This window comes from Rathayibacter sp. AY1B4 (assembly GCF_002932815.1).
Classification (GTDB): domain Bacteria; phylum Actinomycetota; class Actinomycetes; order Actinomycetales; family Microbacteriaceae; genus Rathayibacter.
The window spans coordinates 26,056-48,462 of record NZ_PSWN01000008.1 but is presented as its reverse complement, the minus strand read 5'-3'; the positions used below and the strand labels follow the sequence as shown (position 1 = coordinate 48,462).

The window sequence follows — 22,407 nt, the reverse complement described above, 5'->3', positions numbered from 1 at the left end:
TCCGGCAGGACGTCGGCGGAGAGGAGGGCCTCTGCGTCGGCGGGCGAGGGATCGCGCTCTCGGCGGGCGTTCTGCAGGAGCCCGCAGACCTCTCCCGGGGACTGGTCAGGATCCGGCACCGCGATCTAGGATGTTCACGTTCACATACCGTGCGAAGACGCACACCTCCGCGGCCCTGCGGATCGTGCCTCGACGCCGCACCCGATCACGAGGGCCTATCTGCATGAGACGATCACGATCGGCGGTGAGGACCGCTCTGGCGGTCGCGACCGTCGCCGCCACGGCGCTGCTCGGCGCCACGGTCCCCAGCTCCGCCTTCGGAGCCACCGAGACCCCGCTCCTCCACTACACGTTCGACACCGCCCCCACCGGCACCACGGTCGCCGACACCAGCGGCAACGGCTACAGCGCGACGCTGCGCGGCTCCGGAGCCCAGTTCCGCAACGGGCTCATCAGCCTCCCCGGCGGATCCGCCGCGGCCGCCCCCTACCTCGAGATCCCCACCGCCGGCCTCGTCGGCAAGAAGGACCTGACCTTCTCCACCTGGCTCGCCCACAAGGGCGGCACCGGCAACGTCGCCGCCGCGTTCGTCGGAGCGCCCGTCGCCTCCGGCGCCTCGTTCTCCTCCGGCTACTGGCTGCTCAACCCGAGCAACCTGTCCGGCTACACCAAGTCGGTCGTCACCAACTCGGTCAACGCGGGCGCTCCCTACAACACCGAGGTCGGCGCCGGAGCGACGGGCACCCCGACCGTCGGCGCGCGCACCCCCTCGGGCCTCTCGCTCTACACGACCGTCGTCGACGGCTCGACCGGCAAGCTCACCGTGTACGTCAACGGCGCGCAGATCTCGCAGAGCGCGATCGCCCGCGACGTCTCCTCGTTCGGCCCGTCGCTCGTCGCGTACATCGCGCGCTCGACCTACAACGACCCGGGCTGGAACGGCGAGATGGACGACTTCGCCGTCTACGACAGCGCCCTCAGCAGCAGCTCCGTGCAGGCGCTCTACTCCTCGCAGGCCCTCGACCGCGCCGTCGCGTCGGTCACGGTGCCCACGGAGGCGACCGCCGGCTTCACGGTGCCCACCACCGCCAGCGGCGTCGGCATCACCTGGACGTCGAACAGCGCGGCCGTGGCCATCACCGGCGGCACCGCGACCGTCACGCGCCCCGCCGCGGGACAGCCGGACGCCACCGCCACCCTCACCGCCACCTACAGGGTCGGCACCGAGACCCGCTCGGTCGACTACACGGTGCGCGTCGCCGCGCAGCTGGACGACGCGACGAAGGTCCAGCGCGACCTCGCCGCGATCGCCATCCCGAACGTCGGCGACATCCGGACGAACGTCTCGGTGCCCACCACCGGCACGCTCGGCTCGAGCCTCGCCTGGAGCGTCGTCAGCCCGAGCGGAGCGACCGTCCGCGACGGCAGCGCCGCCGGCACCCGCACCATCGACGTCGACCGCCCCGCGACCGGGAGCCCCGCGATCGACGTGGTCGTCCGCGCGACCGCGACCAGCGGATCCACCACCCGGACCCGGGACTTCACCCTCCGGGTGCAGCCGCTCCCCGCCGGCACCGACGACACCGAGGCGTACGTCTGGGCGTTCTTCACCGGAGAGGGCGACGGCGCCGAGCGCATCAGCCTCGCCGCCTCGAAGGGCAACGACGCGCTGAGCTGGAACACGCTGAACGGCGGCAAGCCGGTCTTCACCTCGAACCTGGGGACGATGGGCCTGCGCGACCCGTTCATCATCCGCTCGCACGAGGGCGACAAGTTCTTCATGCTCGCCACCGACCTGAAGATCGACGGGCTCCCCGGCGGCTTCGACACCGCGCAGAAGTCGGGCTCGAAGTACATCGAGGTCTGGGAGTCGACCGACCTGGTGAACTGGTCCGCTCAGCGCCACGTCAAGGTCTCCACCGACTTCGCCGGCAACACCTGGGCCCCCGAGGCGTACTGGGACGACGAGCTCCAGACCTACGTCGTGTTCTGGGCCTCGAACATGTACCCGACCACGAACACGGCCGACCGCACCTCCGTCACCTACAACCAGATGATGTACGCGACGACCGAGGACTTCACCTCCTTCTCGGAGGCGAAGCCGTGGATCGACGTCAAGCGCGGCGCCGGCAAGGGCACCATCGACTCGACGGTCGCGAAGGACGGCGACACCTACTACCGCTTCACCAAGGACGAGGCGTCGATGACCCTCCGCGAGGAGAAGAGCACCGAGCTGCTGGCCACCGTCTCGGGCTCGCTGCCCGGCACCGGCGGACCGGCGGACGAGTGGTCGCTGGTCAAGGAGAAGGTGGCCTCGGGCCTGCCCAACGGCGAGCCCGGGAAGACCTTCACCAGCGGTGAGGGCCCCAACGTCTTCCCCGCCAACGAGGGCGACGTGAACGGCCTCGACTGGTTCCTCTTCATCGACCAGCCGAACTACCACGACGGTCCGAACCACTACATACCGTTCGGCACCGACGACCTCGCGAACGGCGACTCCTGGCAGCCGCTCGGAGCGAAGCTCCGCACGGGCCTGCCGCAGAACGCCGACGGCGGCAAGCCGCGCCACGGCACGGTCATCCCGGTGACGCGCTCCGAGTACCAGAAGGTGCTCGAGGGCTACGCCCCCGGCCTGGCCGTCGCCTCGGTCGCTCCGCTGACCGCGACGACCACGGTCGGCACCGCGCCGCTCCTGCCCCGCGCCACGATCACGACCGCCGCCGGCACCACCAGCACGGTCGACGTGGCCTGGGACGCCGTCGCTCCCGCCGCCTACGCCACGGCCGGGACCTTCACGGTCTCGGGCGTCGCGCAGGACGCGTCGCGCATGCCGGTGCAGGTCACGGTCACCGTGCAGTCCTCGCTGAAGGTGAGCGCGACCGCCACGTCGCGCTGCGTCGCCGGCAAGGTCGTGCTGACGGTCGTCGGCAAGAACGGCGACACGGTGCCGATGGACGTCTCGATCAGCACCCCGGAGGGCGTGAAGACGATCGCCGGAGTGAAGCCGGGCGCCTCCGGCTCCGCCGCGTTCACGGTGCGCTCGACGCAGCTCGCCGCAGGCGAGGCGACGGTCACCGGCACGGCCACGGTCGGCGGCAAGACCGTCACGGCCGCGGCCACCGCGCCGTACAGCGCGCGCAGCTGCGGCTGACGCACGGCACTCCCCGGGAGCCCGTCGCACCTCACCGGTGCGGCGGGCTCCCGTCGTCGTGCGGAGGGAGTCGGGACACCGCCCTGACACCGAGGCACCGCTCCCTCGGCGGCGCCTCGGCGGACGGCGCGGTGCCGCGGCGCGCGGGCGGACCCGGGACGGCCCGCCCGGCGTCATCCGGTGACGGCTGCCGGTCCGGCTTCGAGCAGGTCGCGGACGCTGCGCGGCTCGCGTCCGAGGAGGCGCCCGAGCTCGGGGCCGGTGCCCGCGAAGAAGCCGCGCTCGGCCGCCCGGTGCATCCCGAGGGTGAAGCGCACGAGGAACTCGGGCCGACCCGCCGCGACGCGCGCGGCGACCCACTCGTCGTCGCCGAGGACGCGCAGCTCGACGGGTCGCCCGCCGACCTCGGCCGCGATCCCGGCGATCTCCTCGAACGTCGGAGCCTCCGTCGCGGTCAGCGTGATCGGCCCGTCCTGCGGGCTCCCCGAGAGGAGGAGCCGGGCGGCCGCCTCCGACTCGTCCTCGCGGGCCGTCCATGAGACGCGACCGTCCGAGGGGACCTCGATCACGCCGGTCTCCCGCCACGGTCCGAGGAAGAGGCCCAGGCTGTGCGCGTAGAAGCCGTTGCGGAGCGACGTCCAGGCGAGTCCGGACTCGGCGAGCAGGCGCTCGGTCGCCGCGTGATCCCGGCCCGGGCCGAAGGGGGTGTCGGCGGCGGCGCCCTGGTGGCTCGTGTAGAGGACCCGTCCGACTCCGACCGCGACGGCCGCCTCGACGGCGGTGCGGTGCAGGGCGACGGCGTCGGCCCGCGGATCGCTCGAGGAGACGAGGAGCAGCTGATCCGCTCCGTCGAAGGCGCCCGGGAGGGAGGCGGGGTCGGCGTAGTCGCCGACGCGCACCTCCACTCCGCGCTCCGCGAAGCGGGCGGCCTTCGAGGCGTCGCGGGCGACGACGGCGATTCCGGAGGCGGGGACGGAGTCGAGGAGGTGGTCGACGGTGGCGCCGTTCAGAGCGCCGGTGGCACCGGTCACGATGATCATGGGGAGAGCCTTCCGATGAGGGGTATCAGCGATACCACGACGAAGATAACCACGGAATTCCCTTGATAGCAACCGTGCGCTACCGTCGATACGTGACCAGCTCCACTCCTCCGACCGACACGCGCCTGCGCATCGTCGAGGCGGCCGCCGGCCTCCTCCGCGACGAGGGCCCCGCCGCCGTCACCACGCGAGCGGTCGCCCAGGCGGCCGGGCTGCAGGCCCCGGCGATCTACCGCCTCTTCGGCGACAAGGACGGCCTGCTCGAGGCGGTCGCGGAGCACGTGCTGGCCACCTGGGTCGGCTCCAAGGCGCGGACGGTCGAAGCGGCCGTCGCCGGGGGCGTCGACCCGGTCGAGGACCTGCGCGCGGGCTGGGCCGCGCAGGTGGAGTTCGGCCTGGCCAACCCCGCGCTCTTCCGCCTCCTCAGCGATCCGGGCCGCGCCTCCGGATCGCCGGCCGCCCTCTCCGGGCGGCGGGTCCTCGCCGCGCGCGTGCAGCGAGTGGCCGCCGAGGGCCGCCTCCGCGTGCCGGAGGAGCGCGCCGTCGGCCTCATCCAGGCGGCGGGCACCGGCGTGGTCACCACCCTGCTCTCCACCCCCGCCGCCGACCGCGACCCCGGTCTCGCCGACGCCGCGCTCGACAGCGTGCTCGCGGGGATCCTCACCGACCCGCCCTCCCCCGGCGACGGCGGGCGGCTCACCGCCCTCGTCGGCGTCCGGGCCCTCGCACCGGAGCTCGCCGGCCTCACGCCCGCGGAGCGCCTGCTGCTCGCGGACTGGCTCGACCGTGCCCTCGCGGCGGCCGAGCAGGAGTGACGGCCGCGCAGGAGTGACGGCCGCGCTTCCACCACAGGAGTGACGAGCGCCGTCCCGCCGCGGGGACGACTGCGCCTCCGCCCCGCAGAGGCGCGGGCTTCGCGGCTAGGCGCGCCTGCCGTCGGGCGGGAGGATCGACGCCTGGATGAGCGGCACAGGGAAGTGCGACGCCCGCAGCGGGTCGAGCAGGCTGTCGGTGATCCCCGCGGTGAAGTCCTCCGTGCCGAAGACCTTGAACAGCGCCTCCCGCCCGAACTTCGAGCTGTCGGCGACGAAGAACGCCTCGCGCGCGGACGCCATCATCAGCCGCTTGAGCTCGAGCTCGTAGCTGGTCGTGCTGTAGATGCCGTCGTCGCCCACGGTGTCGGCGCCGAAGATCGCGACGTCCACCCGCAGGTTCGAGAGCTGCTGCACCGAGGTCGGCCCCCACATCGAGAAGGCGTTCGGCAGGAGCTCGCCCCCGATGAAGACGAGGTGGATCGTCTGCTTGCGGGCGACGGCGAGGGCGACCCGCAGGTCGCCGGTCACGACGGTGAGGCGCTGGTTCTCGAGGTGCCGCGCGACCTCGAGCGTCGTGGTGCCCCCGTCGAGGAGGATCGTCTGCCCCTCGAGGACGCGCTCGGCCATCGCCCGCCCGATCGCCGCCTTCTCGCTGCGGTGCAGCTCCTCCTTGAAGTGGTGCGGAGTCTCGGACTGCTTCACCGGGATCGCACCTCCGTGCGTGCGCTTGACCAGGTCCATCGCCTCGAGCCGCTCGAGGTCGCGACGGATGGTCGACGGAGTGACGTCGAACCGCTCCGCGAGGTCTCGCACCGACTGGAAGCCGCCGTCCTGGAGGGCGTCGACGATCTCTGCTTGACGGGACATCCCACACCTCGATCCTGGTCTCGCCTCCGTCGAGGCTACGGGGCGGAGCGGGGAGGAGGCGCAGACGGCGCGCGGAAACGCGCAGATTGCGCGCATGCGCGGGCGGCTGCGCGTCCCGACCGCCGGGTGCGCGGCGGATCTGCGCGGTCGAACGCACCAGCTGCGCCCGCGATGCGCGATTCGCGCGCTTCCCACGCCCCATGCGCGAAAGAGTGCAGCCATCTGCGCGTTATCGCTTGACGGAGTGCTCGATCAGCGATTAGCGTCGGGCTCCTGCGACGGATTCCGACACAGCAGCGTCAGAACACCGCACCGGATGAGGGCCGAACGGCCGCCATCCTCTCGTTCACGAAGGAGTCAACGAATGGACCGCTCTCGACTTTTCCGAGGCATGACGCTCGCAGCGGGCGCCGCAATCCTCCTCACCGGATGCACGACCGTCGGCGCCGGCTCCGACACCGCCGCCGGCAGCGGAGGCTCGGCCGCCCCCGGCGAGATGGTCATGGTGACCGTCGTCAAGGCGCAGACCATCCCGTGGTTCCAGCGCATGGCCGTCGGCGTGCAGGACTTCGCCGACGAGACCGGGATCGACGCCCGCCAGGAGGGCGCCGACGACGTCAGCCCCGAGAAGCAGACCGCGATCGTGCAGGACCTGATCGCGCAGCGCCCGACGGCCATCACGGTCGTCCCGAACTCGCCCGAGTCGCTCAGCAACGTGCTCGCCCAGGCCCGCCAGCAGGGCATCATCGTCGTCTCGCACGAGGCGTCCGGCATCGAGAACGTCGACGTCGACATCGAGGCCTTCGACAACGCGTCCTACGGCTCCGAGATCATGGACAACCTCTCGGAGTGCATGGGCGGCGAGGGGAAGTACGTCCAGTTCGTCGGCGGCCTGACCGCGAAGACGCATATGGAGTGGGTCGAGGCGGCGTACGAGACGCAGCAGGCCGACTCCCCCGGCATGACCCGCGTCGAGACCCCCATCGAGAGCACCGACAACCAGGAGACCGCGTACGAGCGCGCGAAGGAGATCCTCGCGAAGTACCCCGACATCGCGGGCTTCCAGGGCTCCGCCGGCAACGACGTCCCCGGCATCGCGCGCGCGGTGCAGGAGGCGGGCATCCAGGACCAGGTGTGCGTTATGGGCACCTCGATCCCGTCGGTGGCCAACCAGTACCTGGCCGACGGCTCCATCGACAAGATCTTCTTCTGGGACCCGGCCCTCGCCGGTGAGGCCCAGCTGTCGATCGCGAAGATCCTCGCCGACGGCGGCGAGATCACCGAGGGCACCGACCTCGGCGTCGAGGGCTACGACTCGCTCAAGAAGCTCGACGGGTTCGACAACGTCTTCGTCGGGAACGCGTCCGTCGCGGCCGACGCGGAGACCGCCGCGCAGTACGACTTCTGATCCCCCTCCACCCCCGCTCCGGGGCGCGCCGCCCGCGCGCCCCGGAGCACCCTCAGGAAGGTCGACGATGACCGACGCTCCCCCCGGCACCACCGCCCCGATCCTCAGCGCCCGCGGCATCACCAAGCGATTCGGCGGCGTCACCGCCCTCGACGGCGTCTCGCTCGACCTGATCCCCGGCGAGGTGCACTGCCTCGCCGGGGAGAACGGCTGCGGCAAGTCCACCCTGATCAAGATCATCTCCGGGGCCGAGCGCCCCGACGCGGGCGAGATCTCCATCGACGGGGACACCCGCTCCCGGATGGACACCACCTCCGCGATCACGAGCGGGATCCAGGTCATCTACCAGGACTTCTCGCTCTTCCCCAACCTCACGGTCGCCGAGAACATCGTGCTGACCTCGGCCGTCGCGGCGAAGCACCGCCTCTACCGCGCCGGCACCGCGCGCCCCCGGGCGGAGGCCATCGTCGACGAGCTGCAGCTCGACCTGGACCTCGACGCCGACGTCGCCGACCTCTCGGTCGCCGACAAGCAGCTCACCGCGATCTGCCGCGCCCTCGTCAACGACGCGCGCGTCATCATCATGGACGAGCCCACCACCGCGCTGACGCACACCGAGGTGGCGCGGCTGTTCACGATCGTGGAGCGGCTGCGCAGCCGCGGCGTCGCGCTCGCGTTCGTCTCGCACAAGCTCGAGGAGGTCCTCGAGATCTCGCAGCGGGTGACGATCATGCGCTCCGGCCGCGTGGTCACCAGCGGCCCCGTCGCCGACTTCGACCGCCGCTCCATCGCCGAGCACATGACCGGCCGCGAGCTCGACGAGTCGCGGATCGTGAGCACGCTCGACGAGTCGGCGCCCCCGATGCTCGAGGTCGTCGGCCTCTCCCGCCCCGGCGCCTTCCACGACGTCTCGTTCTCGGTGCGCCCGGGCGAGATCCTCGGCATCACCGGGCTCCTGGGCTCGGGCCGCACCGAGATCGCGGAGGCCGTCTTCGGCTCCCAGCCCGCCGCCTCCGGGATCATCGCCGTGGACGGAGCGCCCACCGCGGTGCGGAGCATCCGCGACGCCGTCCGCGCCGGGATCGGCTACGTGCCGGAGGACCGCCTCTCGCAGGGCCTCTTCCTGGAGAAGCCGATCGCGGACAACATCATCGCGGGCTCCCTCGACGCGCACCGCACGCCGTGGCGCTCGCTCGACAAGCGGCGGATCCGCGCGACCATCGACCGGCTCTTCGCCGAGCTGTCCATCAAGGCCCCGAACCCCCAGGCGCCCGTCCGCTCCCTCTCGGGAGGGAACGCGCAGCGCGTGGTGATCGCGAAGTGGCTGGCGACCGACCCGAAGGTGCTGATCCTCAACGGCCCCACGGTCGGAGTCGACGTCGGCTCGAAGTCGCAGATCCTCGAGCTGCTGCGGCGCGAGGCCGCCCGCGGGATGGCCGTCGTCGTGATCTCGGACGACGCCCCCGAGCTGGTCGCCTGCTGCCACCGCGTGCTGGTGGTCGCCCGCGGCCGCATCGCCCACGAGCTCCGCGGCGACGAGATCACCGCCGAGAACCTCCAGAACAGAATGGCGGTCTGACGTGTCCACGCTCCGATCCCTCCGAGGCGCGAACAACGAGGGCGTCCTCGCCCTGGTCCTGGTCGCCCTCGTGATCGTCATGACGGCCGTGAACCCGGTCTTCTTCAGCGCGACGACGGGTCTGTCGATCCTCCGCAGCGCCACCGTGCCGCTGATCTTCGCGCTCGCGGTCCTGATCGTCATCGTCTCCGGAGGCATCGACGTCTCGTTCGCGGCCGTCGCGATCTTCTCGGCCTACACGGCGGTCAGCGTCACCCTCGCCACCGGGCAGGACCTCCCCGCGCTCGCGATCATCGCGATGGCCGTGGTGATCGGCGCGGTGCTCGGCCTGGTCAACGGGTTCGTGATCGCGCGGTTCCGGCTTCCCACGCTGATCGTCACGCTCGGCACGCAGGGCGTGTTCGTCGGGGTGATGTACACCTTCGTCGGCGCCCAGTACTACGCGCAGCTGCCCCCGTCGCTCGCGGCGCTCTCCTCGGTCAACGTCGTCGACGTGGCGACCTCGGGCGGCCGCGCGGCCCTCCACCTGATGACGCTGCTCGCCGTCGTGCTCGCGGTCGTGGTCTGGCTGATGCTGACGCGCACGATGTTCGGACGCTCGCTCTACGCGATCGGCGGCGACATCGAGGCCGCCCGCCGGGCCGGCTTCCGCGTGGTCAGGACCCAGCTCTCGGTCTACGTCCTCGTCGGCGTCCTCGCCGCCCTGGCCGGGATCGCGCACATGGTCCTCGGCCGCAGCGCCAACCCGCAGGATCTGGTGGGCGACGAGCTCGACATCATCGCCGCGGTCGTCCTCGGTGGCGCGTCGATCTTCGGCGGCCGCGGATCGGTGCTCGGCACGGTGCTGGGCGTCGTCCTGATCCAGGTGATCAACAACAGCCTGCTGCTCGCCGGCGTCCCCAGCGCCTGGCTGCGCGCCGCGGTCGGAGTCCTGCTGATCGTCGGAGTCGGCGTGCAGGCGATCGCCGCGCGCCGCAAGGCGAAGCGGGTCAGGCCCGTCGACGACGACGTGAGCCACGAACGAGAGAGCGCGAGGGTCGCATCATGACCGACGGATCCCGGACCACCTCCGAGCACCCGGCTCGGCGCATGAACGACCGCCTCGACGCGTTCACCCGCGGTGTCGTCGGACGCGCCGCGGGCAACCGCGGGACGGGCCGCATGCTCATCGCGCTCGTCGTCGCGGTCGCGATCTTCGCGATCGCCAACCCCCGCGTGTTCCTCAGCCCGCTCAACCTGCAGAACATCGGCGTCGCGGCTCCCGAGATCGGCGTGATCGCCATCGCGATGATGCTCGCCATGCTCACGGGCGGCATCGACCTCTCCCTCGTGGCGATCGCCAACCTGTCGGCGGTGACGATGGCGACGATCTACTCCCAGGTCGCCGCCGCCGACCCCGCCGCCGCGGAGGCGATGACCGTGCCGATCGTCCTCGCGGGCCTGGTCGTCGGAGTCCTCTGCGGCGCCCTCAACGGCTTCCTCGTGAGCGTCGTCGGGATCACCCCGATCCTGGCGACCCTCGGCACCATGCAGATCCTCAACGGCATCGCGGTGGTGTGGACCGGCGGGACCACGCTCTACGGAGCGCCGTCGGCCCTGACGACCTTCGGCATGATGGCCGTCGGGCCCGTCCCGGTGCTGTTCCTCGTACTGCTCGTGGTGGCCGTCGCGGTCGCCCTGCTGATCAACACGACCTCCCTCGGCCGCAAGGTGCAGCTGGAGGGAGCGAACCCCGAGGCCGCGCGCTTCTCGGGCATCCGCAGCGTCAGCGTCCTCTCGCGCAGCTACATGATCGGCGGGCTGCTCGCCGGCGGCGCCGGAGTGCTGTTCCTCGCCCGCAACCCCACCGCGTCCGCCGACTACGGCTCCTCGTACGTGCTGCTCGTCATCGTCATCGCGGTGCTGGGCGGGACGAACCCGTCGGGCGGCTTCGCCTCGGTCGCCGGAGTCGTGCTCGCCACTCTCACCCTCCAGGTCGTCTCGAGCGGATTCACCGCTCTGCGGCTGACCTCCTACGAGTACGCCATCGCCCAGGGCGTCCTCCTCATCGCCGTCATGGTCCTCGACTCCGTCACCGCGAACCGGCCGCGCCGGCAGCGGGCGACGGCCCCGACCCCTCCCGCGCCCGCGCGGCCCACCGTGGACGCGTCCACCAGAACGGAGCACCAGTGAAGAAGATCATCAACGAGCCGAAGGACTTCGTCGACGAGTTCGTCGAGGGCATCCTGCTCGCCCACCCGACCCTGGTGAAGACGCCGGGCACCGACCTGCGGATCCTCGCCCGCGCCGACGCCCCCGTCGCGGGGAAGGTCGGGATCGTCACGGGCGGCGGCTCCGGCCACCTGCCGCTGTTCAAGGGCTACGTCGGCACGGGGCTGTGCGACGCGGTCGCCATCGGCAACGTGTTCTCCTCGCCGTCGTCCGCGCAGATCCTGGAGGCGACCAAGGCCGTCGACGGCGGCGCCGGCGTCCTCTACCTGTACGGCAACTACGGCGGCGACGTCTTCAACTTCGACCTCTCGGTCGACATGGCCGAGCTCGAGGGGATCCGCACGCTGACCGCCCTCGGACGCGACGACGTCGCCAGCCAGCCGAAGGAGCGGGCCGCGGACCGCCGCGGAGTCGCCGGGATCTTCTTCGCGTTCAAGGCGGCCGGCGCCGCCGCCGAGCGCGGGGACTCGCTCGACGAGGTCGCGGCCGTCGCCGAGGACGTCATCGAGCACACGGCGACCATGGGAGTGGGCCTCTCCCCGACGATCCTCCCGATGACGGCCAAGCCGAGCTTCGAGCTGGCCGAGGACGAGATGGAGATCGGGATCGGGATCCACGGCGAGCCCGGCATCCACCGCGGCGCCCTCGAGTCGGCGGACAGCATCGCCGAGCACCTCACGGAGCGGCTCGTCGCCGACCTCGGCATCGTCGAGGGCGACCGCGTGGCCGTGCTCGTCAACGGCATGGGCGCCACTCCCCTCGAGGAGCTGTACCTGCTCTACCGGCGGGTCCACGGGCTCCTCGCCGAGCGCGGCGTCACCGTCGCGAAGAACTACATCGGCGAGTACGCGACCAGCCTCGAGATGGCCGGAGCGTCGATCTCGCTCCTCGCCCTCGACGACGCGCGTCTCGAGCTGCTGAACGCCCCCGCCCACTCCCCCTTCTTCCGAGAGGTCTGATCACGATGAACGGAACCGAACTCAGCTCCGCGATCGCGAAGTGCCTGGTCGTCTTCCCCGAGCACGCCGACGAGCTCGGCGACCTGGACCAGGCGCTCGGCGACGGCGACCTGGGCATCACGGTGTCGCTCGGCGCCAAGGCCGCCCGCGAGGCGCTCGCGCTGCTCCCGGACACGGCGACGCCGACCGAGGTCGTGCTCGCCTGCGCCAAGGCCTTCGCCAATGCGAACCCGTCGACGATGGCCGCACTCGTCGCGGGCGCGCTGCTCGCCGGCTCCCGGGTCTGGGGCGACGCCGCCGCCATCGGCTCCGACGACGTCAGCGCCTTCGCGCTCGCGGCCGCCGAGTCGATCAGCCAGCGGGGCAAGTCGCAGGTGGGCGACAAGACGATCCTCGACGCGATGTTCCCCGCGGCCGAGGCGCTGCGCACGTCGGAGCCCGGCCCCGCCGCCCTCGACGCGGCGATCGCGGCCGCCGAGCAGGGCGTGATCAGCTCGAAGGAGCTGCAGTCCCGCCGCGGCCGTGCGTCGTGGCTGCAGGACCGCAGCATCGGCCTGCAGGACCCCGGAGCCACCGCCTACCTGCGGTTCCTCCAGTCCTGGAGGGCCGCCAATTCCGACCAGGGGGCGGAGCTCCCCGCGGAGACGACCTCCGACACAGAGATGAAGGTGCACTGAGATGGCGAGAATCGGATTCCTCGGACTGGGGACCATGGGACGCGGGATGGCGGACAACCTCGTGAAGGCGGGGCACGACGTCACCGTCTGGAACCGCAGCGCGGTCCCGGAGGTCGCGGGAGCGGCGACGGCCGGGTCCGTCGCCGACGCGGCGGAGGGCGCGGACTTCGTCCTCTCCTGCTTCGCCGACGACATGGCCGTGCGCGAGGTCGTGCTCGCCGAGGGCGGGCTCGCCGGCCTCGTCGATCCGTCGACGATCGTCGTCGACCTGTCCACGATCAGCCCCGAGGCCAGTGACGAGGAGCGCGCGGCGTTCGACGCCCGCGGCGTCCGCTTCCTGGACGCCCCGGTGTTCGGCTCGAAGGGCGAGGCCGCGGCGGGCGGGCTCTGGGTCGTCGTGGGAGGCGACGCCGAGGTCTTCGCCGAGGCGCGGCCCGTGCTCGAGGCGATCAGCGAGACCGTCCACCACATCGGCCCCGGCGGCTCCGGTGCGCGGATGAAGCTGGTCGGCAACCTGATCGTCGCGTCGCAGCTGCTCGCGCTCGGCCAGGCGCTCACCCTCGCCGAGAAGGGCGGGCTCGACCTGCACAAGGTGCTGGAGGTGCTCGCCGTCACCGACTTCAAGTCGCCGATCTTCGACGGCGTCGGTCCCTCCGTCCTCGCCGGCGACTACTCGCCGTCCTTCGCCCTCGCGCTGATGCAGAAGGACGCGGGGCTGATCCAGGCCTACGCGGACAGCGTCGGCGCGCCCGTCCCCGGCGTCGCGACGGCCCGCCACTACATCGACGAGGCGATGGCCGCCGGCTTCGGCGGGGAGAACGCCTCGGCGCTGATCAAGGCGATCGCCGCCGAGGCCGACGTCGACCTGACCCGGCGCTGACCCTCCACCCCGGGGGTGCCCCTGCCCGGCCGTGACGGCCGCCGCAGGGGCTCCCCCGGCACCCTCCCCGTCCCCGCCGCGCCGCGTGCTTCACTGGAGGGATGACCACGCGTGACGACCACATCGCCGACTTCGCCGAGTTCCTGACCGCCTCCCCCTCCTCGTACCACGCGGCCGCCGAGGCGGCACGGCGCCTCGAGGGAGCCGGATTCACGGGGCTGGACGAGACGCAGGCGTGGCCCGCGGAGCCCGGCCGGTACTACGTCGTCCGCGACGGCGCGATCATCGCCTGGCACCTGCCCGAGGGCTCCGGGGCGACCACGCCCTTCCGCATCCTGGGCGCCCACACCGACTCCCCCGGCTTCATGCTCAAGCCCCGGCCGACGATCGGCTCGAAGGGCTGGCTGCAGGCCGGCGTCGAGATCTACGGCGGCCCGCTGCTCAACTCCTGGCTCGACCGCGAGCTCGAGCTGGCCGGGCGCGTGGTCACCCGCGACGGCTCGACACGCCTGCTCCGGACCGGCCCGCTGCTGCGCATCCCGCAGCTCGCGATCCACCTCGACCGCACGGCGAACGAGGGCCTCACTCTCGACCGCCAGAAGCACACCGTCCCCGTGTTCGGCATCGGCGACGCCTCCGAGGTCGACCTGCTCCAGCTGCTCGCCGCGCACGCCGGGTTCGACGACGCCTCCGACATCGCCGGCTACGACCTGCTCACCGCCGACACGCAGGCGCCGCGCCGCTTCGGCCTCGACGAGATGTTCCTCGCCGCCGGGCGGATGGACGATCTCAGCTCCGTGCACGCCGGCCTCGTCGCGCTCCTCGCGGCGAGCGCCGATCCCGCGGCGCCGCCCGCGCACATCAGCGTGCTCGCCGCCTTCGACCACGAGGAGCTCGGCTCGGCGAGCCGGTCCGGAGCGAGCGGGCCGTTCCTCGAGGACGTCCTCTCGCGCATCGGCACGGCCCTCGGCGCCGGCGTCGACGAGCGCGCCCGGGCGATCGCCGCCTCCTGGTGCCTCTCGGCCGATGCGGGCCACTCCGTGCACCCCAACTACTCCGAGAAGCACGATCCCGCGAACCAGCCGGTCGCCGGGAAGGGGCCGCTGCTCAAGATCAACGCGACGCAGCGCTACGCGACGGATGCGCGCGGTGCGGCGCTGTGGGCGGGCGTCTGCGAGCGCGCCGGCGTCGGGTACCAGGAGTTCGTCTCGAACAACTCGGTGCCGTGCGGATCCACGATCGGCCCGCTGACCGCGACCCGGCTCGGCATCGCCACGGTCGACGTCGGAGTGCCGCTGCTCTCGATGCACTCGGCGCGCGAGCTCGCTCACGTGGACGACCTGGTCGCCCTGACCGCGGCGATCGAGGCGTTCTTCACTCCCTGAGCCGGGTCCGGCGCGACCGGGGCCCGTGGCTCCGCGCAGCCTGTGGGCGGACCCTGCGACTCCGCGCAACCGCCAGGCGGGCCCCGCGGCTCCGCTCAGTCGCCGGGCGGCCGCCGGCGCTGCTGCTTCGTCTCGGAGCGCTGCTGCTTCGCGGCGAGCCGCCGGCGGGTGGAGCCGCGCGTGGGCCGGGTCGGGCGCCGCGGGGCGGAGGGAGGCGCGAGCGCCGCGGTGATGATCCCGCGGAGCAGCTCGAGGGCCGTCTCGCGGTTGCGCAGCTGCGAGCGCTCCTGCGCCACCGTGACGGTGACCGCCCCGGAGACGAGCCGCCGCCCGAGGCGCTCGAGCAGGCGCGAGCGCTGCTCGTCCGAGAGGGCCGTCGACTCCTCGACGCTCCAGGTGAGCTGCACGCGGCTGTCGGAGGTGTTCACGTGCTGCCCGCCGGGCCCGGAGGAGCGCGAGAACCGCCACTGCAGCTCCGATGCGGGGACGACGAGCCCCGGCCGCACCTCGAGATCCATGCGGCAAGCCTGGCACGCGCCCGCCTCCGAGCGGGAGCGCCGGCGATCCGCTCCCGGGCGCGGTGTCCTCTTCCGGACGTGTCCGCTACAGGCTCTTGTCCCCGCCGTGGTCACGTCCGGACACTGGAGAGGTGCCCGGGCGGGCGCATCGGCCGACTCCTCGCTGCCACCCGAAGGCGTCGAGGGGTCGGCCGCACGGCTCGGTACCGCGGGGGCTCAATCGCGCGGCACCGTCTCGGCGAGGTCGATCTCGCCGTCGTCCAGCGCTTCCGGCTCGAGTGCCTCCGGATCGTCGAGCACCGATTCGCCCACACCGGCGTCGCCGTCGCGGGTGCGCGAGTCCGCCGCCCACGCCGTGCCGAGCGCGAAGAGCGTCGCCACTCCGTAGTGCTCCATCGCGGCGGCCACGCGGCGGCGGCCGGTCCGCGGATTCATGCCGAGCCGGTGCGACGCGGTCTCGAGCGTGACGCCCTGGCGCATCAGCCGGAGCAGCGGCAGCCAGCTCTGGTCGACGGCGCCGATCGGAGCGGCCTGCCGCCACAGCACCTCGAAGTACGACTCGACCAGCCCCGCCAGCGCCGCATGGCGCACGCCGAGCACGCTGGTCGGCTTCGTCTCGCCCCGCTCGAACGGGACGGCGAGGTGGTCGCCGTCGACCCAGAACCAGCTCGGCGGGCTCTCGAGGAGCCGGTACTCGACGCCCGCCGCCTGGTACGCCTCCACCCGGGCGAGCACCCGGGGGTCGCGCGCGCCGGCGGCCGGCATGATGACGCGCACCCGGTCCTTCGCCGCGAGCGCGTGCCCGAAGCGGATCGCCCGCTCCGTCGGCGGGTCGAGGAAACGCTCCACGTTCGGGAGCACCGCCACGAGCGAGCCGGAGTCGCGGCGGACGAGGTCGAACCAGAGGTCCTCGGACGCGTGCGGCCCGTGACGGAGGAGGGTCGGCACCGGATCCGTCGTGTCCTCGCCGACCCGCCAGGCGCCGAGCAGCATCGGCAGGCCCGCGACCACGCTCTCGATCCCGTCCAGCGACTCCCTGCCCGCCCGCCGCGCCGACTCCGTGTGCCGGGCGATGGCCGCGGCCGCCCACTCCATCGGCGCCGGGAAGTCGAGCTGCTCGCCCTCGCCGCCCATGAGCCCCCGGCCGCGGAGCCGCTCGATCGCCGCAGCGACCTCGGCCTCGTCGATGTGGGTCAGCTCCGCCGCGTCGGCCAGCGTCGCCGGCCGTCCCCGCAGCAGCGCAGCCAGGAGTCCGTCGTCGTCCATGCGTCTCCTTCGCCGTGGGCCGTCACCCGAGGGTGCCGTCTCCGCGGTCGAGGAGCAAGGGACGCGCGGCGGACGGCGGGGAGCGGCCAGGCGGGGGCGGCGGATGAACTCGTGACGAGCACGGACCTCGGCCCGCCTGAGGAGGCCAGCCGGAAGATCAGGGCCGTCCCTGGTTCTCCGTCTCGATGCCTCCCCAGGCCTACTGTTCTGCGACGTCCCGTACGCGACCGGACTCCGAGCCCTTGAGAGAGGAGACGTCTGGTCGACTTCAGACGCTCGGGCTCCCGTCGTCGAGGTCCTCGTGGTGGCGGTCGACGTATCCAGCCATGCCGGGGACCGTGAAGGCGATCTGGCCGTGCTCGGGTGAGTAGACCAGTCCTTTGCTGATGAGCGCGGCACGGTAGGGCCCGAGGCTGGTTGTCGGGATACCCATTCGCTGCGTGACGAGAGCGGTGGAGGAGGGTCCCTCACCGTCGGCTGCCATGGCGCGGAGCATTCGTCGCTCTGAGCGCGTGGCTCGCTGCCATCGTGAGCGGAAGAATCCGGCATCGAGCTGTTCGGTCCCGTACTGCACTGCTGCCGTGGCGTCGGCCAGAGTGACAAGACGACTGGAGAGGTTCCATGCGGCCTGCCCGTACTCCTGAATGAAGTACGGGTAGCCGCCTGCGGCTTCGAGGAGAATCTCGAGCGCATCGGGAGCGAACTCAGCGCCGAGCCGCTCCGCGGGCTCTCGGAGAGCGTGCGCCGCATCGTCGCGAGAGAAGGTGCCTATCTGTCGGTAGTTGAAGAGGCGCTCGGCGTACGAACGCGTCTCGGTGAGGACACGGGGGAGATTCGGGAGGCCGGCGGCGATGATGTAGAACGGCCACTCCCGCTGGTTCGCCGCATGCTGAGCGGCGATGAGCGCACCCATCGTCTCCGCATCGAGGTCCTGCATCTCATCGACGAACACACCGAAGGCACGACGACGCTCCCCCAGAGCGGTGGAAACGTCTTCGACGAGCTCGAGGAGGTCGACTTCAGCGTCGCCGGAGTCGGCACGTCCGTCGTTGAGTGCGACTCCGAGTTCGATCCCCGTTGCACCGACCTTCGCATTGAACGAGGAGATCGTGCCGAGTGCTTCTCGCATCAGCTCCGTCGGCTTCGAGCGGGTGAGCTTGCGAGCGGACACGACGAGCTCTCGAGCCAGGGCACGCCGTACGGCCCGCGCGCCGCCTTCATCCCGACGCGCCTCGAGGCGCACCGTGAGCCACTCGAACGACTCCGCCATGCGGTGCATCTCGTTCAACAGCACCGTCTTGCCGACGCCGCGGAGGCCCGTGAGCACGATGCCGCGGTCGCTCATTCCATGCGTGACACGAGCGCGGATCGTGTCGAACGCTTCGAGCTCGCCAGTCCGACCAACGAGCTCGGGCGGCCGCCGACCGGATCCAGGGCTGTAGGGGTTCTGCTCAGGCAACATCTAGCCGATGATAGTCACCTCTAGCCGAAACCTAATTCATTGCTATCGACTGCAATCGTCCGCGCCGGCGCCACGTGGTGGCGACCATGCGATGCTGCGAACCCCCGTTCCAGCTTCCCTTCGAGTCGCCGCCGGGCAGCGCATCGGACCCTGCACGCTGAAGGGCGAGCGCGAGCCATGTCCGCTCCGACCGAGGATCGGCTCGCGCCGTCGATCCGGGTTCGGCCGGGCGCATGATGCTGCGGTCACTCGGACAGCAGCGGGATCGAGCGGCCCAGGCGCCTGCCGTACTCGGCGATGGCGCGGCCGACGGGGAGCCGCTCGGCCTCGTAGCGCTGGAGCGCCTCGTCGACCGGGTGCCGCGCGAGGGAGCCGGCGAGGGCCAGCGCGTCGCCCGCCGCCTTGGCCGCGCCCATGGCCGTGTGCGGCCGCACCGTCACGGCGGCGTCACCGAGGAGGGCGACCCGGCCGCGGACCGTCCGCGGCGGGACGTAGTCGACGATCGCCTGCAGGAAGGGCTGCGGCTCGGCCAGGACGGCGGCCGCGAAGGGCGGCGGCAGGCGGTCGACCGCGTCCTCCTCGAGCCGGCGGCGGAGGTCGTGGGCGAGGTCGCCGGGCGCGAGGGACACGCTCTCCGGCGGACGGCCGGACGCCGTCATCACTCCGCGGAGGGCGTCCTCGGAGAGGGGCCGGTACCAGACCCAGTTGTAGCGCCGTCGGCCGGGCTCCACCTCGCCGGCGGGTCCGGGGACGAGGTAGCCGAGCATGTGCTCGCCGGGCGCGGTGTAGAAGGCGAAGCGTCCGAGCAGAGTCGCCGCGGCCTCGGCGGGGAGCGCCGACTCCGGGATCAGCCCGCGCCAGGTCGAGTAGCCGGCGTAGCGGTTCCCCGACGCCTCGGGCGCGACCGCCGCGCGCACGACGGATCCGAGGCCGTCGGCTCCGAGGACGACGTCGAACTCCAGGCCGCTCCCGTCGCGCAGCTCGACGACGACCGGGTCCGTCCCGGTCGAGGGGCGCACCCCGGCGACGGCGTGACCGAGGAGGTAGCGGTCGGCGGGGAGCCGCGAGCGGAGCGTGTCGTAGAGGTGGTCCCACGACACCTGCGTCTGCGGGGAGGGGTCGCGGCCGATCACGCGCCCGGAGCGGTCGAGGGTGATCCGCTCGTGCGCGACGACGCCGACCCGCGCCTCGTCGTCGCGGCCGATCGCGTGCAGGAGGTCGATCAGGTCCTGCTGGGCCACCAGCCCGGCTCCCCGCCGCGACAGGCCCGTCGCCGACCGCTCGAGGACCGTCACGCGGTGCCCGTCGCGGACGAGCAGGGCCGCGGCGAACAGTCCGCCGATCGAGCCGCCGACGATCCCGACGTCGAGCGGGCGCACCGCTCTTCCTGCTGCCATGAGCGCGACCGTACAGGCGAGCGCGCGGCGCCCGTTCCTACAGACGGCGGAACAGCGCGGCCTCAGGCGCGGTCGTCCGCGCGCAGCGATCGGATCATCCCGCGGAGCAGGCGCGCCGCCGCCTGCCGCTCCTCCTCCGTGAGCCCCTCCAGCATCCGCAGCTCCACCCCGCGGACGGCGGCGGACGCCTCGGCCAGGCTCCGGCGTCCGCGCTCGGTGAGCCGGGCGGGGAGCGCCTTGCCGACCGGAGCCGCGTCGGGGCGGGTGACGACGCCGTCGCGCTCCAGAGTCTGCAGCAGGACGTTCATCGACTGCCGGGTGACGAAGGCGCCCCGCGCGAGCTCCGAGTTGGAGAGGCCCGGCCGCTGGGCGAGGAGCTCGAGGCAGGAGTAGTGGGTGACCGTCATCCCGAGCGGGCGGAGCACCGCCTCCATCGCCGCGCGCAGGGCGCTCGACGCCTCCTTGAGGAGGTAGCCGAGCGAGGTCTCGAGGTCGATGCCGTCTTGACTCATGTCAGTATTCTGACATACGCTCCGGTGTGTCAGAAAGCTGACACAACCGAGGAGGAACCCCATGCCCGTCACCGGCCCCGACTTCGTCTCGCTCCAGGTCCGCGACCTCGCGGCGTCCCAGGCGTTCTACGAGCAGTACCTCGGCCTGGTCCGCTCGCCCGCCGGCCCGCCGCACGCCGTCGTCTTCGCGACGACTCCGATCGCCTTCGCCCTGCGCGACCTCGCGCCCGGCACCGACCTCGACTCCGCCTCCCGCCCCGGTGTGGGCGCCGCGCTCTGGCTGCACGCGACCGGCGTGCAGGAGATCCACGACGCGCTCGTCGCCGACGGGCACCCCGTCGTCGCGGCTCCGATCGACGGCCCGTTCGGGCGCACCTTCACCTTCGCCGACCCGGACGGCTACCACGTCACCCTGCACGACCGCGCCTGAGCGGGACGGTGCGGACCGCGCCTGAGCTGAGCGGGGCAGAGCGGACGGGACGGGGCCGAGCGCCTCAGCCCATCGCGCGCAGCTGAGCCGCGAAGAGGTGCAGCGAGCGGTCGACCTCGGGCAGCGCCGGCGTCCGGTTGAGGTGCCCGTGGGGCATGCCGGCGGCCAGGTGCCCGGTCACGGCGACGCCCGCCTCCGCGAGCTGGCGCAGGAGCAGCTCGGCCGACCCCCGCAGCTCGTCGTACTCGTTCACGAGGACCGTGACCGGAGGCAGACCCGCCAGCGGCGCGGAGCCGGGCAGCGCCTCGACGGGGAGGTCGGAGATCCGCCCGAGGTAGGTGCGCACCATGCCCTCGATGCTCGACGGAGGGAAGCGGAGGACCGGCGGCAGCTCGCGCAGCTCGACCGCGATCGCGTCGTCGACGGCGGGGTTGGGGAAGTGGGCGAAGGGGTAGGCCAGGAGCACGTGCTCCGGCAGCCGCGCACCGGCGTCGCGCTCGCGGAGGACCGCGCCGAGGGCCAGGGCCGCTCCCGCGCTCGCGCCGCCGATCGCGACGGGCGTGGATCCGGACTCCTCGGAGCGGAGGTGCCGCCAGGCGGCGTGCACGTCGTCCAGCGGCACGGGGTAGCGGACGTCGGGGCCGGCGAGCCGGTAGTCGACGGAGACGACCCGGGCCCGCGCCCGGTGGGCGAGCTCCGCCGCGACGACGTGCGACTCGCGCATGTCGACGCTCCCGGCGGCGAATCCTCCTCCGTGCACCCAGAGCAGAGCGCGTTCGGGCGCGGCGGGCGAGTACACGCGCAGCGGGACCGGTCCGTGCGGGCCGGACGCCGTCTCCGCGACGACGTCGATCCCCTCCGGCAGCGACCAGGGCCCCGGATCCTCCTCGAACGCGGCCATGCGGGCGGCCTGCTCGGCGTCGAGCGGATACGCGAGGCCGGCCAGGAGGGGCAGCCGGGCGGCGAGGTACGGATCGAGCGGCATCGGCGCCTCCTGCGGGGTCGGGATCGCGGACCACGCTAGCCCGGCCGCGGGTCCTCGAGCGGCGCCTGCTCAGCCGCGTCGCTGCAGGAGTATCACGCCGTCCAGGAGCACGGCTGCCGTGCCGTCGGGAGCGGTCACGGCGCGCTCCCGCGTCTCGACGAGCTCCGCGGTCCACTCGGCCGGGTCGAGGGCCAGCTCGGCGAGCTCCTCCTCGGGGCCGACGAGGTGCATCGCTCCGTGGCGGTGGTCGTCGCCGCTCGCCCACGGCGGGGGTGCGGCGTGCGAGACGACGGCGAGGCGGCCGCCGGGAGCGACGACGGAGGCCGCCCGCCGCAGCACGTCGATCCGCGGGAACTCGGCCATCGAGTGCAGGAAGCTCGCCGTCACCAGGTCGAACTCCCCCACGACCGGCCAGTCCTCGGCGAGGTCGGCCTGCACGAAGTCCACGTCGGCGCCCCGCTCGGCCGCGGCCGCGCGCGCCCGGCCCAGCGCCGTCTCGGAGAGGTCGAGCCCGGTGACGCGCCAGCCGAGCGACGCCAGCCACAGCGCGTCCGCCCCCTCGCCGGCGCCGAGGTCGAGGGCGCGGCCCGGCGGCAGCGAGCCGACCAGCCCGACCAGCGTCGCGTTCGGCCGGCCCGACCAGATCCGATCGGAGTCGGCGTAGCGCGCCTCCCACTGCTCGCGTGCGGTGCTCATGCTGCTCCTCGTCCCCGGGCGCAGGGGCACCCGCGTCGAGGATGCCGCGCCGCCGCTCCGGCCGCCAGCGCTCGTGCCGAAGCGGCACGGGCACCCGTCCCCGCGGACGACACGGCCGGACGGAGCCGCGGCGCCGCGCGGACCCGCCGGACGCACTTCCCCGACACGC

At 72.7% G+C, this 22,407-nt stretch carries 20 protein-coding genes; 11 read left to right on the top strand and 9 right to left on the bottom strand.

Annotation, left to right across the window (positions count from 1 at the left end; all coding sequences use genetic code 11):
- Nucleotides 1-244: 244 nt before the first annotated feature.
- A complete protein-coding gene (locus tag C5D66_RS07340) occupies nucleotides 245-3,151 on the top strand; it encodes an immunoglobulin-like domain-containing protein (protein WP_181067930.1) in 2,907 nt (968 codons plus the stop codon).
- A 173-nt stretch (nucleotides 3,152-3,324) separates the two neighbouring features.
- Here the strand turns inward: C5D66_RS07340 and C5D66_RS07335 are convergent, their stop codons facing one another.
- Complete coding sequence (locus C5D66_RS07335) at nucleotides 3,325-4,191, bottom strand: NAD(P)H-binding protein (protein WP_104326858.1); 867 nt, start codon at nucleotides 4,189-4,191, stop codon at nucleotides 3,325-3,327.
- Between the two features lie 92 nt (nucleotides 4,192-4,283).
- On the opposite strand from C5D66_RS07335, the gene C5D66_RS07330 reads away from it, so the two are divergent.
- Complete coding sequence (locus C5D66_RS07330; protein WP_219814513.1) at nucleotides 4,284-5,006, top strand: TetR/AcrR family transcriptional regulator; 723 nt, start codon at nucleotides 4,284-4,286, stop codon at nucleotides 5,004-5,006.
- A 105-nt stretch (nucleotides 5,007-5,111) separates the two neighbouring features.
- Here the strand turns inward: C5D66_RS07330 and C5D66_RS07325 are convergent, their stop codons facing one another.
- A complete protein-coding gene (locus tag C5D66_RS07325; protein ID WP_104238145.1) occupies nucleotides 5,112-5,873 on the bottom strand; it encodes a DeoR/GlpR family DNA-binding transcription regulator in 762 nt (253 codons plus the stop codon).
- A 391-nt stretch (nucleotides 5,874-6,264) separates the two neighbouring features.
- On the opposite strand from C5D66_RS07325, the gene C5D66_RS07320 reads away from it, so the two are divergent.
- The 8 genes from C5D66_RS07320 to C5D66_RS07285 all read left to right on the top strand — a co-directional run bounded on the left by C5D66_RS07320 (nucleotide 6,265) and on the right by C5D66_RS07285 (nucleotide 14,972).
- Nucleotides 6,265-7,281 carry a substrate-binding domain-containing protein gene (locus C5D66_RS07320; RefSeq protein ID WP_258063926.1) on the top strand — a complete coding sequence of 339 codons (1,017 nt, stop codon included), beginning with the start codon at nucleotides 6,265-6,267 and terminating at the stop codon, nucleotides 7,279-7,281.
- 67 nt (nucleotides 7,282-7,348) lie between these two features.
- Nucleotides 7,349-8,860 (top strand): sugar ABC transporter ATP-binding protein, encoded by a 1,512-nt coding sequence (locus C5D66_RS07315; protein WP_104326855.1) that lies wholly within the window; start codon nucleotides 7,349-7,351, stop codon nucleotides 8,858-8,860.
- A gap of 1 nt (nucleotide 8,861) precedes the next feature.
- Complete coding sequence (locus tag C5D66_RS07310) at nucleotides 8,862-9,908, top strand: ABC transporter permease (protein WP_244229522.1); 1,047 nt, start codon at nucleotides 8,862-8,864, stop codon at nucleotides 9,906-9,908.
- Nucleotides 9,905-11,032: an ABC transporter permease gene (locus C5D66_RS07305; protein ID WP_244229523.1), complete on the top strand. Its 1,128-nt coding sequence runs from the start codon at nucleotides 9,905-9,907 to the stop codon at nucleotides 11,030-11,032. The genes C5D66_RS07310 and C5D66_RS07305 overlap by 4 nt, the downstream gene beginning before the upstream one ends.
- Complete coding sequence (locus C5D66_RS07300; protein ID WP_104326854.1) at nucleotides 11,029-12,030, top strand: dihydroxyacetone kinase subunit DhaK; 1,002 nt, start codon at nucleotides 11,029-11,031, stop codon at nucleotides 12,028-12,030. The genes C5D66_RS07305 and C5D66_RS07300 overlap by 4 nt, the downstream gene beginning before the upstream one ends.
- Nucleotides 12,031-12,035: 5 nt before the next feature.
- The gene (locus C5D66_RS07295) at nucleotides 12,036-12,707 is read left to right on the top strand and encodes a DAK2 domain-containing protein (RefSeq protein ID WP_104326853.1); all 672 of its coding nucleotides are present in this window, start codon (nucleotides 12,036-12,038) and stop codon (nucleotides 12,705-12,707) included.
- Between the two features lies 1 nt (nucleotide 12,708).
- Nucleotides 12,709-13,587 carry an NAD(P)-dependent oxidoreductase gene (locus tag C5D66_RS07290; protein ID WP_104326852.1) on the top strand — a complete coding sequence of 293 codons (879 nt, stop codon included), beginning with the start codon at nucleotides 12,709-12,711 and terminating at the stop codon, nucleotides 13,585-13,587.
- 101 nt (nucleotides 13,588-13,688) lie between these two features.
- Entirely contained in the window at nucleotides 13,689-14,972 is a 1,284-nt protein-coding gene (locus C5D66_RS07285; RefSeq protein ID WP_104326851.1) for a M18 family aminopeptidase, read from the top strand.
- A gap of 95 nt (nucleotides 14,973-15,067) precedes the next feature.
- Here C5D66_RS07285 and arfB read toward each other — a convergent pair whose 3' ends face one another.
- The 5 genes from arfB to C5D66_RS07260 all read right to left on the bottom strand — a co-directional run bounded on the left by arfB (nucleotide 15,068) and on the right by C5D66_RS07260 (nucleotide 20,127).
- Nucleotides 15,068-15,490, bottom strand: a complete 423-nt coding sequence (gene arfB / locus C5D66_RS07280) for an alternative ribosome rescue aminoacyl-tRNA hydrolase ArfB (RefSeq protein ID WP_104224044.1) — start codon at nucleotides 15,488-15,490, stop codon at nucleotides 15,068-15,070.
- A gap of 216 nt (nucleotides 15,491-15,706) precedes the next feature.
- Nucleotides 15,707-16,756 carry a hypothetical protein gene (locus C5D66_RS07275; RefSeq protein ID WP_104326850.1) on the bottom strand — a complete coding sequence of 350 codons (1,050 nt, stop codon included), beginning with the start codon at nucleotides 16,754-16,756 and terminating at the stop codon, nucleotides 15,707-15,709.
- A 268-nt stretch (nucleotides 16,757-17,024) separates the two neighbouring features.
- Nucleotides 17,025-18,218 carry an ATP-binding protein gene (locus C5D66_RS07270; RefSeq protein ID WP_104255224.1) on the bottom strand — a complete coding sequence of 398 codons (1,194 nt, stop codon included), beginning with the start codon at nucleotides 18,216-18,218 and terminating at the stop codon, nucleotides 17,025-17,027.
- Nucleotides 18,219-18,463: 245 nt separating this feature from the next.
- The gene (locus C5D66_RS07265) at nucleotides 18,464-19,615 is read right to left on the bottom strand and encodes an FAD-dependent monooxygenase (protein WP_219814259.1); all 1,152 of its coding nucleotides are present in this window, start codon (nucleotides 19,613-19,615) and stop codon (nucleotides 18,464-18,466) included.
- A gap of 62 nt (nucleotides 19,616-19,677) precedes the next feature.
- Nucleotides 19,678-20,127: a MarR family winged helix-turn-helix transcriptional regulator gene (locus C5D66_RS07260; protein WP_104255222.1), complete on the bottom strand. Its 450-nt coding sequence runs from the start codon at nucleotides 20,125-20,127 to the stop codon at nucleotides 19,678-19,680.
- A gap of 61 nt (nucleotides 20,128-20,188) precedes the next feature.
- On the opposite strand from C5D66_RS07260, the gene C5D66_RS07255 reads away from it, so the two are divergent.
- Entirely contained in the window at nucleotides 20,189-20,557 is a 369-nt protein-coding gene (locus tag C5D66_RS07255; RefSeq protein ID WP_104255221.1) for a VOC family protein, read from the top strand.
- A 64-nt stretch (nucleotides 20,558-20,621) separates the two neighbouring features.
- On the opposite strand, the gene C5D66_RS07250 is transcribed toward C5D66_RS07255, so the two are convergent.
- Complete coding sequence (locus tag C5D66_RS07250; protein WP_104326849.1) at nucleotides 20,622-21,542, bottom strand: alpha/beta hydrolase fold domain-containing protein; 921 nt, start codon at nucleotides 21,540-21,542, stop codon at nucleotides 20,622-20,624.
- 69 nt (nucleotides 21,543-21,611) lie between these two features.
- On the bottom strand, nucleotides 21,612-22,238 hold the full coding sequence (locus tag C5D66_RS07245; RefSeq protein WP_104326848.1) for a class I SAM-dependent methyltransferase: 627 nt from the start codon (nucleotides 22,236-22,238) through the stop codon (nucleotides 21,612-21,614).
- Nucleotides 22,239-22,407: the final 169 nt, after the last annotated feature.

What these genes read in the sequence shown, in the direction of transcription:
- C5D66_RS07275 (WP_104326850.1), bottom strand. Translation starts at nt 16,756, where the DNA reads ATGGACGACGACGGACTCCTGGCTGCGCTGCTGCGGGGACGGCCGGCG.
- C5D66_RS07250 (WP_104326849.1), bottom strand. Translation starts at nt 21,542, where the DNA reads ATGCCGCTCGATCCGTACCTCGCCGCCCGGCTGCCCCTCCTGGCCGGC.
- C5D66_RS07270 (WP_104255224.1), bottom strand. Translation starts at nt 18,218, where the DNA reads ATGTTGCCTGAGCAGAACCCCTACAGCCCTGGATCCGGTCGGCGGCCG.
- C5D66_RS07325 (WP_104238145.1), bottom strand. Translation starts at nt 5,873, where the DNA reads ATGTCCCGTCAAGCAGAGATCGTCGACGCCCTCCAGGACGGCGGCTTC.
- C5D66_RS07260 (WP_104255222.1), bottom strand. Translation starts at nt 20,127, where the DNA reads ATGAGTCAAGACGGCATCGACCTCGAGACCTCGCTCGGCTACCTCCTC.
- C5D66_RS07255 (WP_104255221.1), top strand. Translation starts at nt 20,189, where the DNA reads ATGCCCGTCACCGGCCCCGACTTCGTCTCGCTCCAGGTCCGCGACCTC.
- C5D66_RS07295 (WP_104326853.1), top strand. Translation starts at nt 12,036, where the DNA reads ATGAACGGAACCGAACTCAGCTCCGCGATCGCGAAGTGCCTGGTCGTC.
- C5D66_RS07335 (WP_104326858.1), bottom strand. Translation starts at nt 4,191, where the DNA reads ATGATCATCGTGACCGGTGCCACCGGCGCTCTGAACGGCGCCACCGTC.
- C5D66_RS07265 (WP_219814259.1), bottom strand. Translation starts at nt 19,615, where the DNA reads ATGGCAGCAGGAAGAGCGGTGCGCCCGCTCGACGTCGGGATCGTCGGC.
- C5D66_RS07285 (WP_104326851.1), top strand. Translation starts at nt 13,689, where the DNA reads ATGACCACGCGTGACGACCACATCGCCGACTTCGCCGAGTTCCTGACC.
- C5D66_RS07245 (WP_104326848.1), bottom strand. Translation starts at nt 22,238, where the DNA reads ATGAGCACCGCACGCGAGCAGTGGGAGGCGCGCTACGCCGACTCCGAT.
- C5D66_RS07290 (WP_104326852.1), top strand. Translation starts at nt 12,709, where the DNA reads ATGGCGAGAATCGGATTCCTCGGACTGGGGACCATGGGACGCGGGATG.
- C5D66_RS07305 (WP_244229523.1), top strand. Translation starts at nt 9,905, where the DNA reads ATGACCGACGGATCCCGGACCACCTCCGAGCACCCGGCTCGGCGCATG.
- C5D66_RS07315 (WP_104326855.1), top strand. Translation starts at nt 7,349, where the DNA reads ATGACCGACGCTCCCCCCGGCACCACCGCCCCGATCCTCAGCGCCCGC.
- C5D66_RS07320 (WP_258063926.1), top strand. Translation starts at nt 6,265, where the DNA reads ATGACGCTCGCAGCGGGCGCCGCAATCCTCCTCACCGGATGCACGACC.
- arfB (WP_104224044.1), bottom strand. Translation starts at nt 15,490, where the DNA reads ATGGATCTCGAGGTGCGGCCGGGGCTCGTCGTCCCCGCATCGGAGCTG.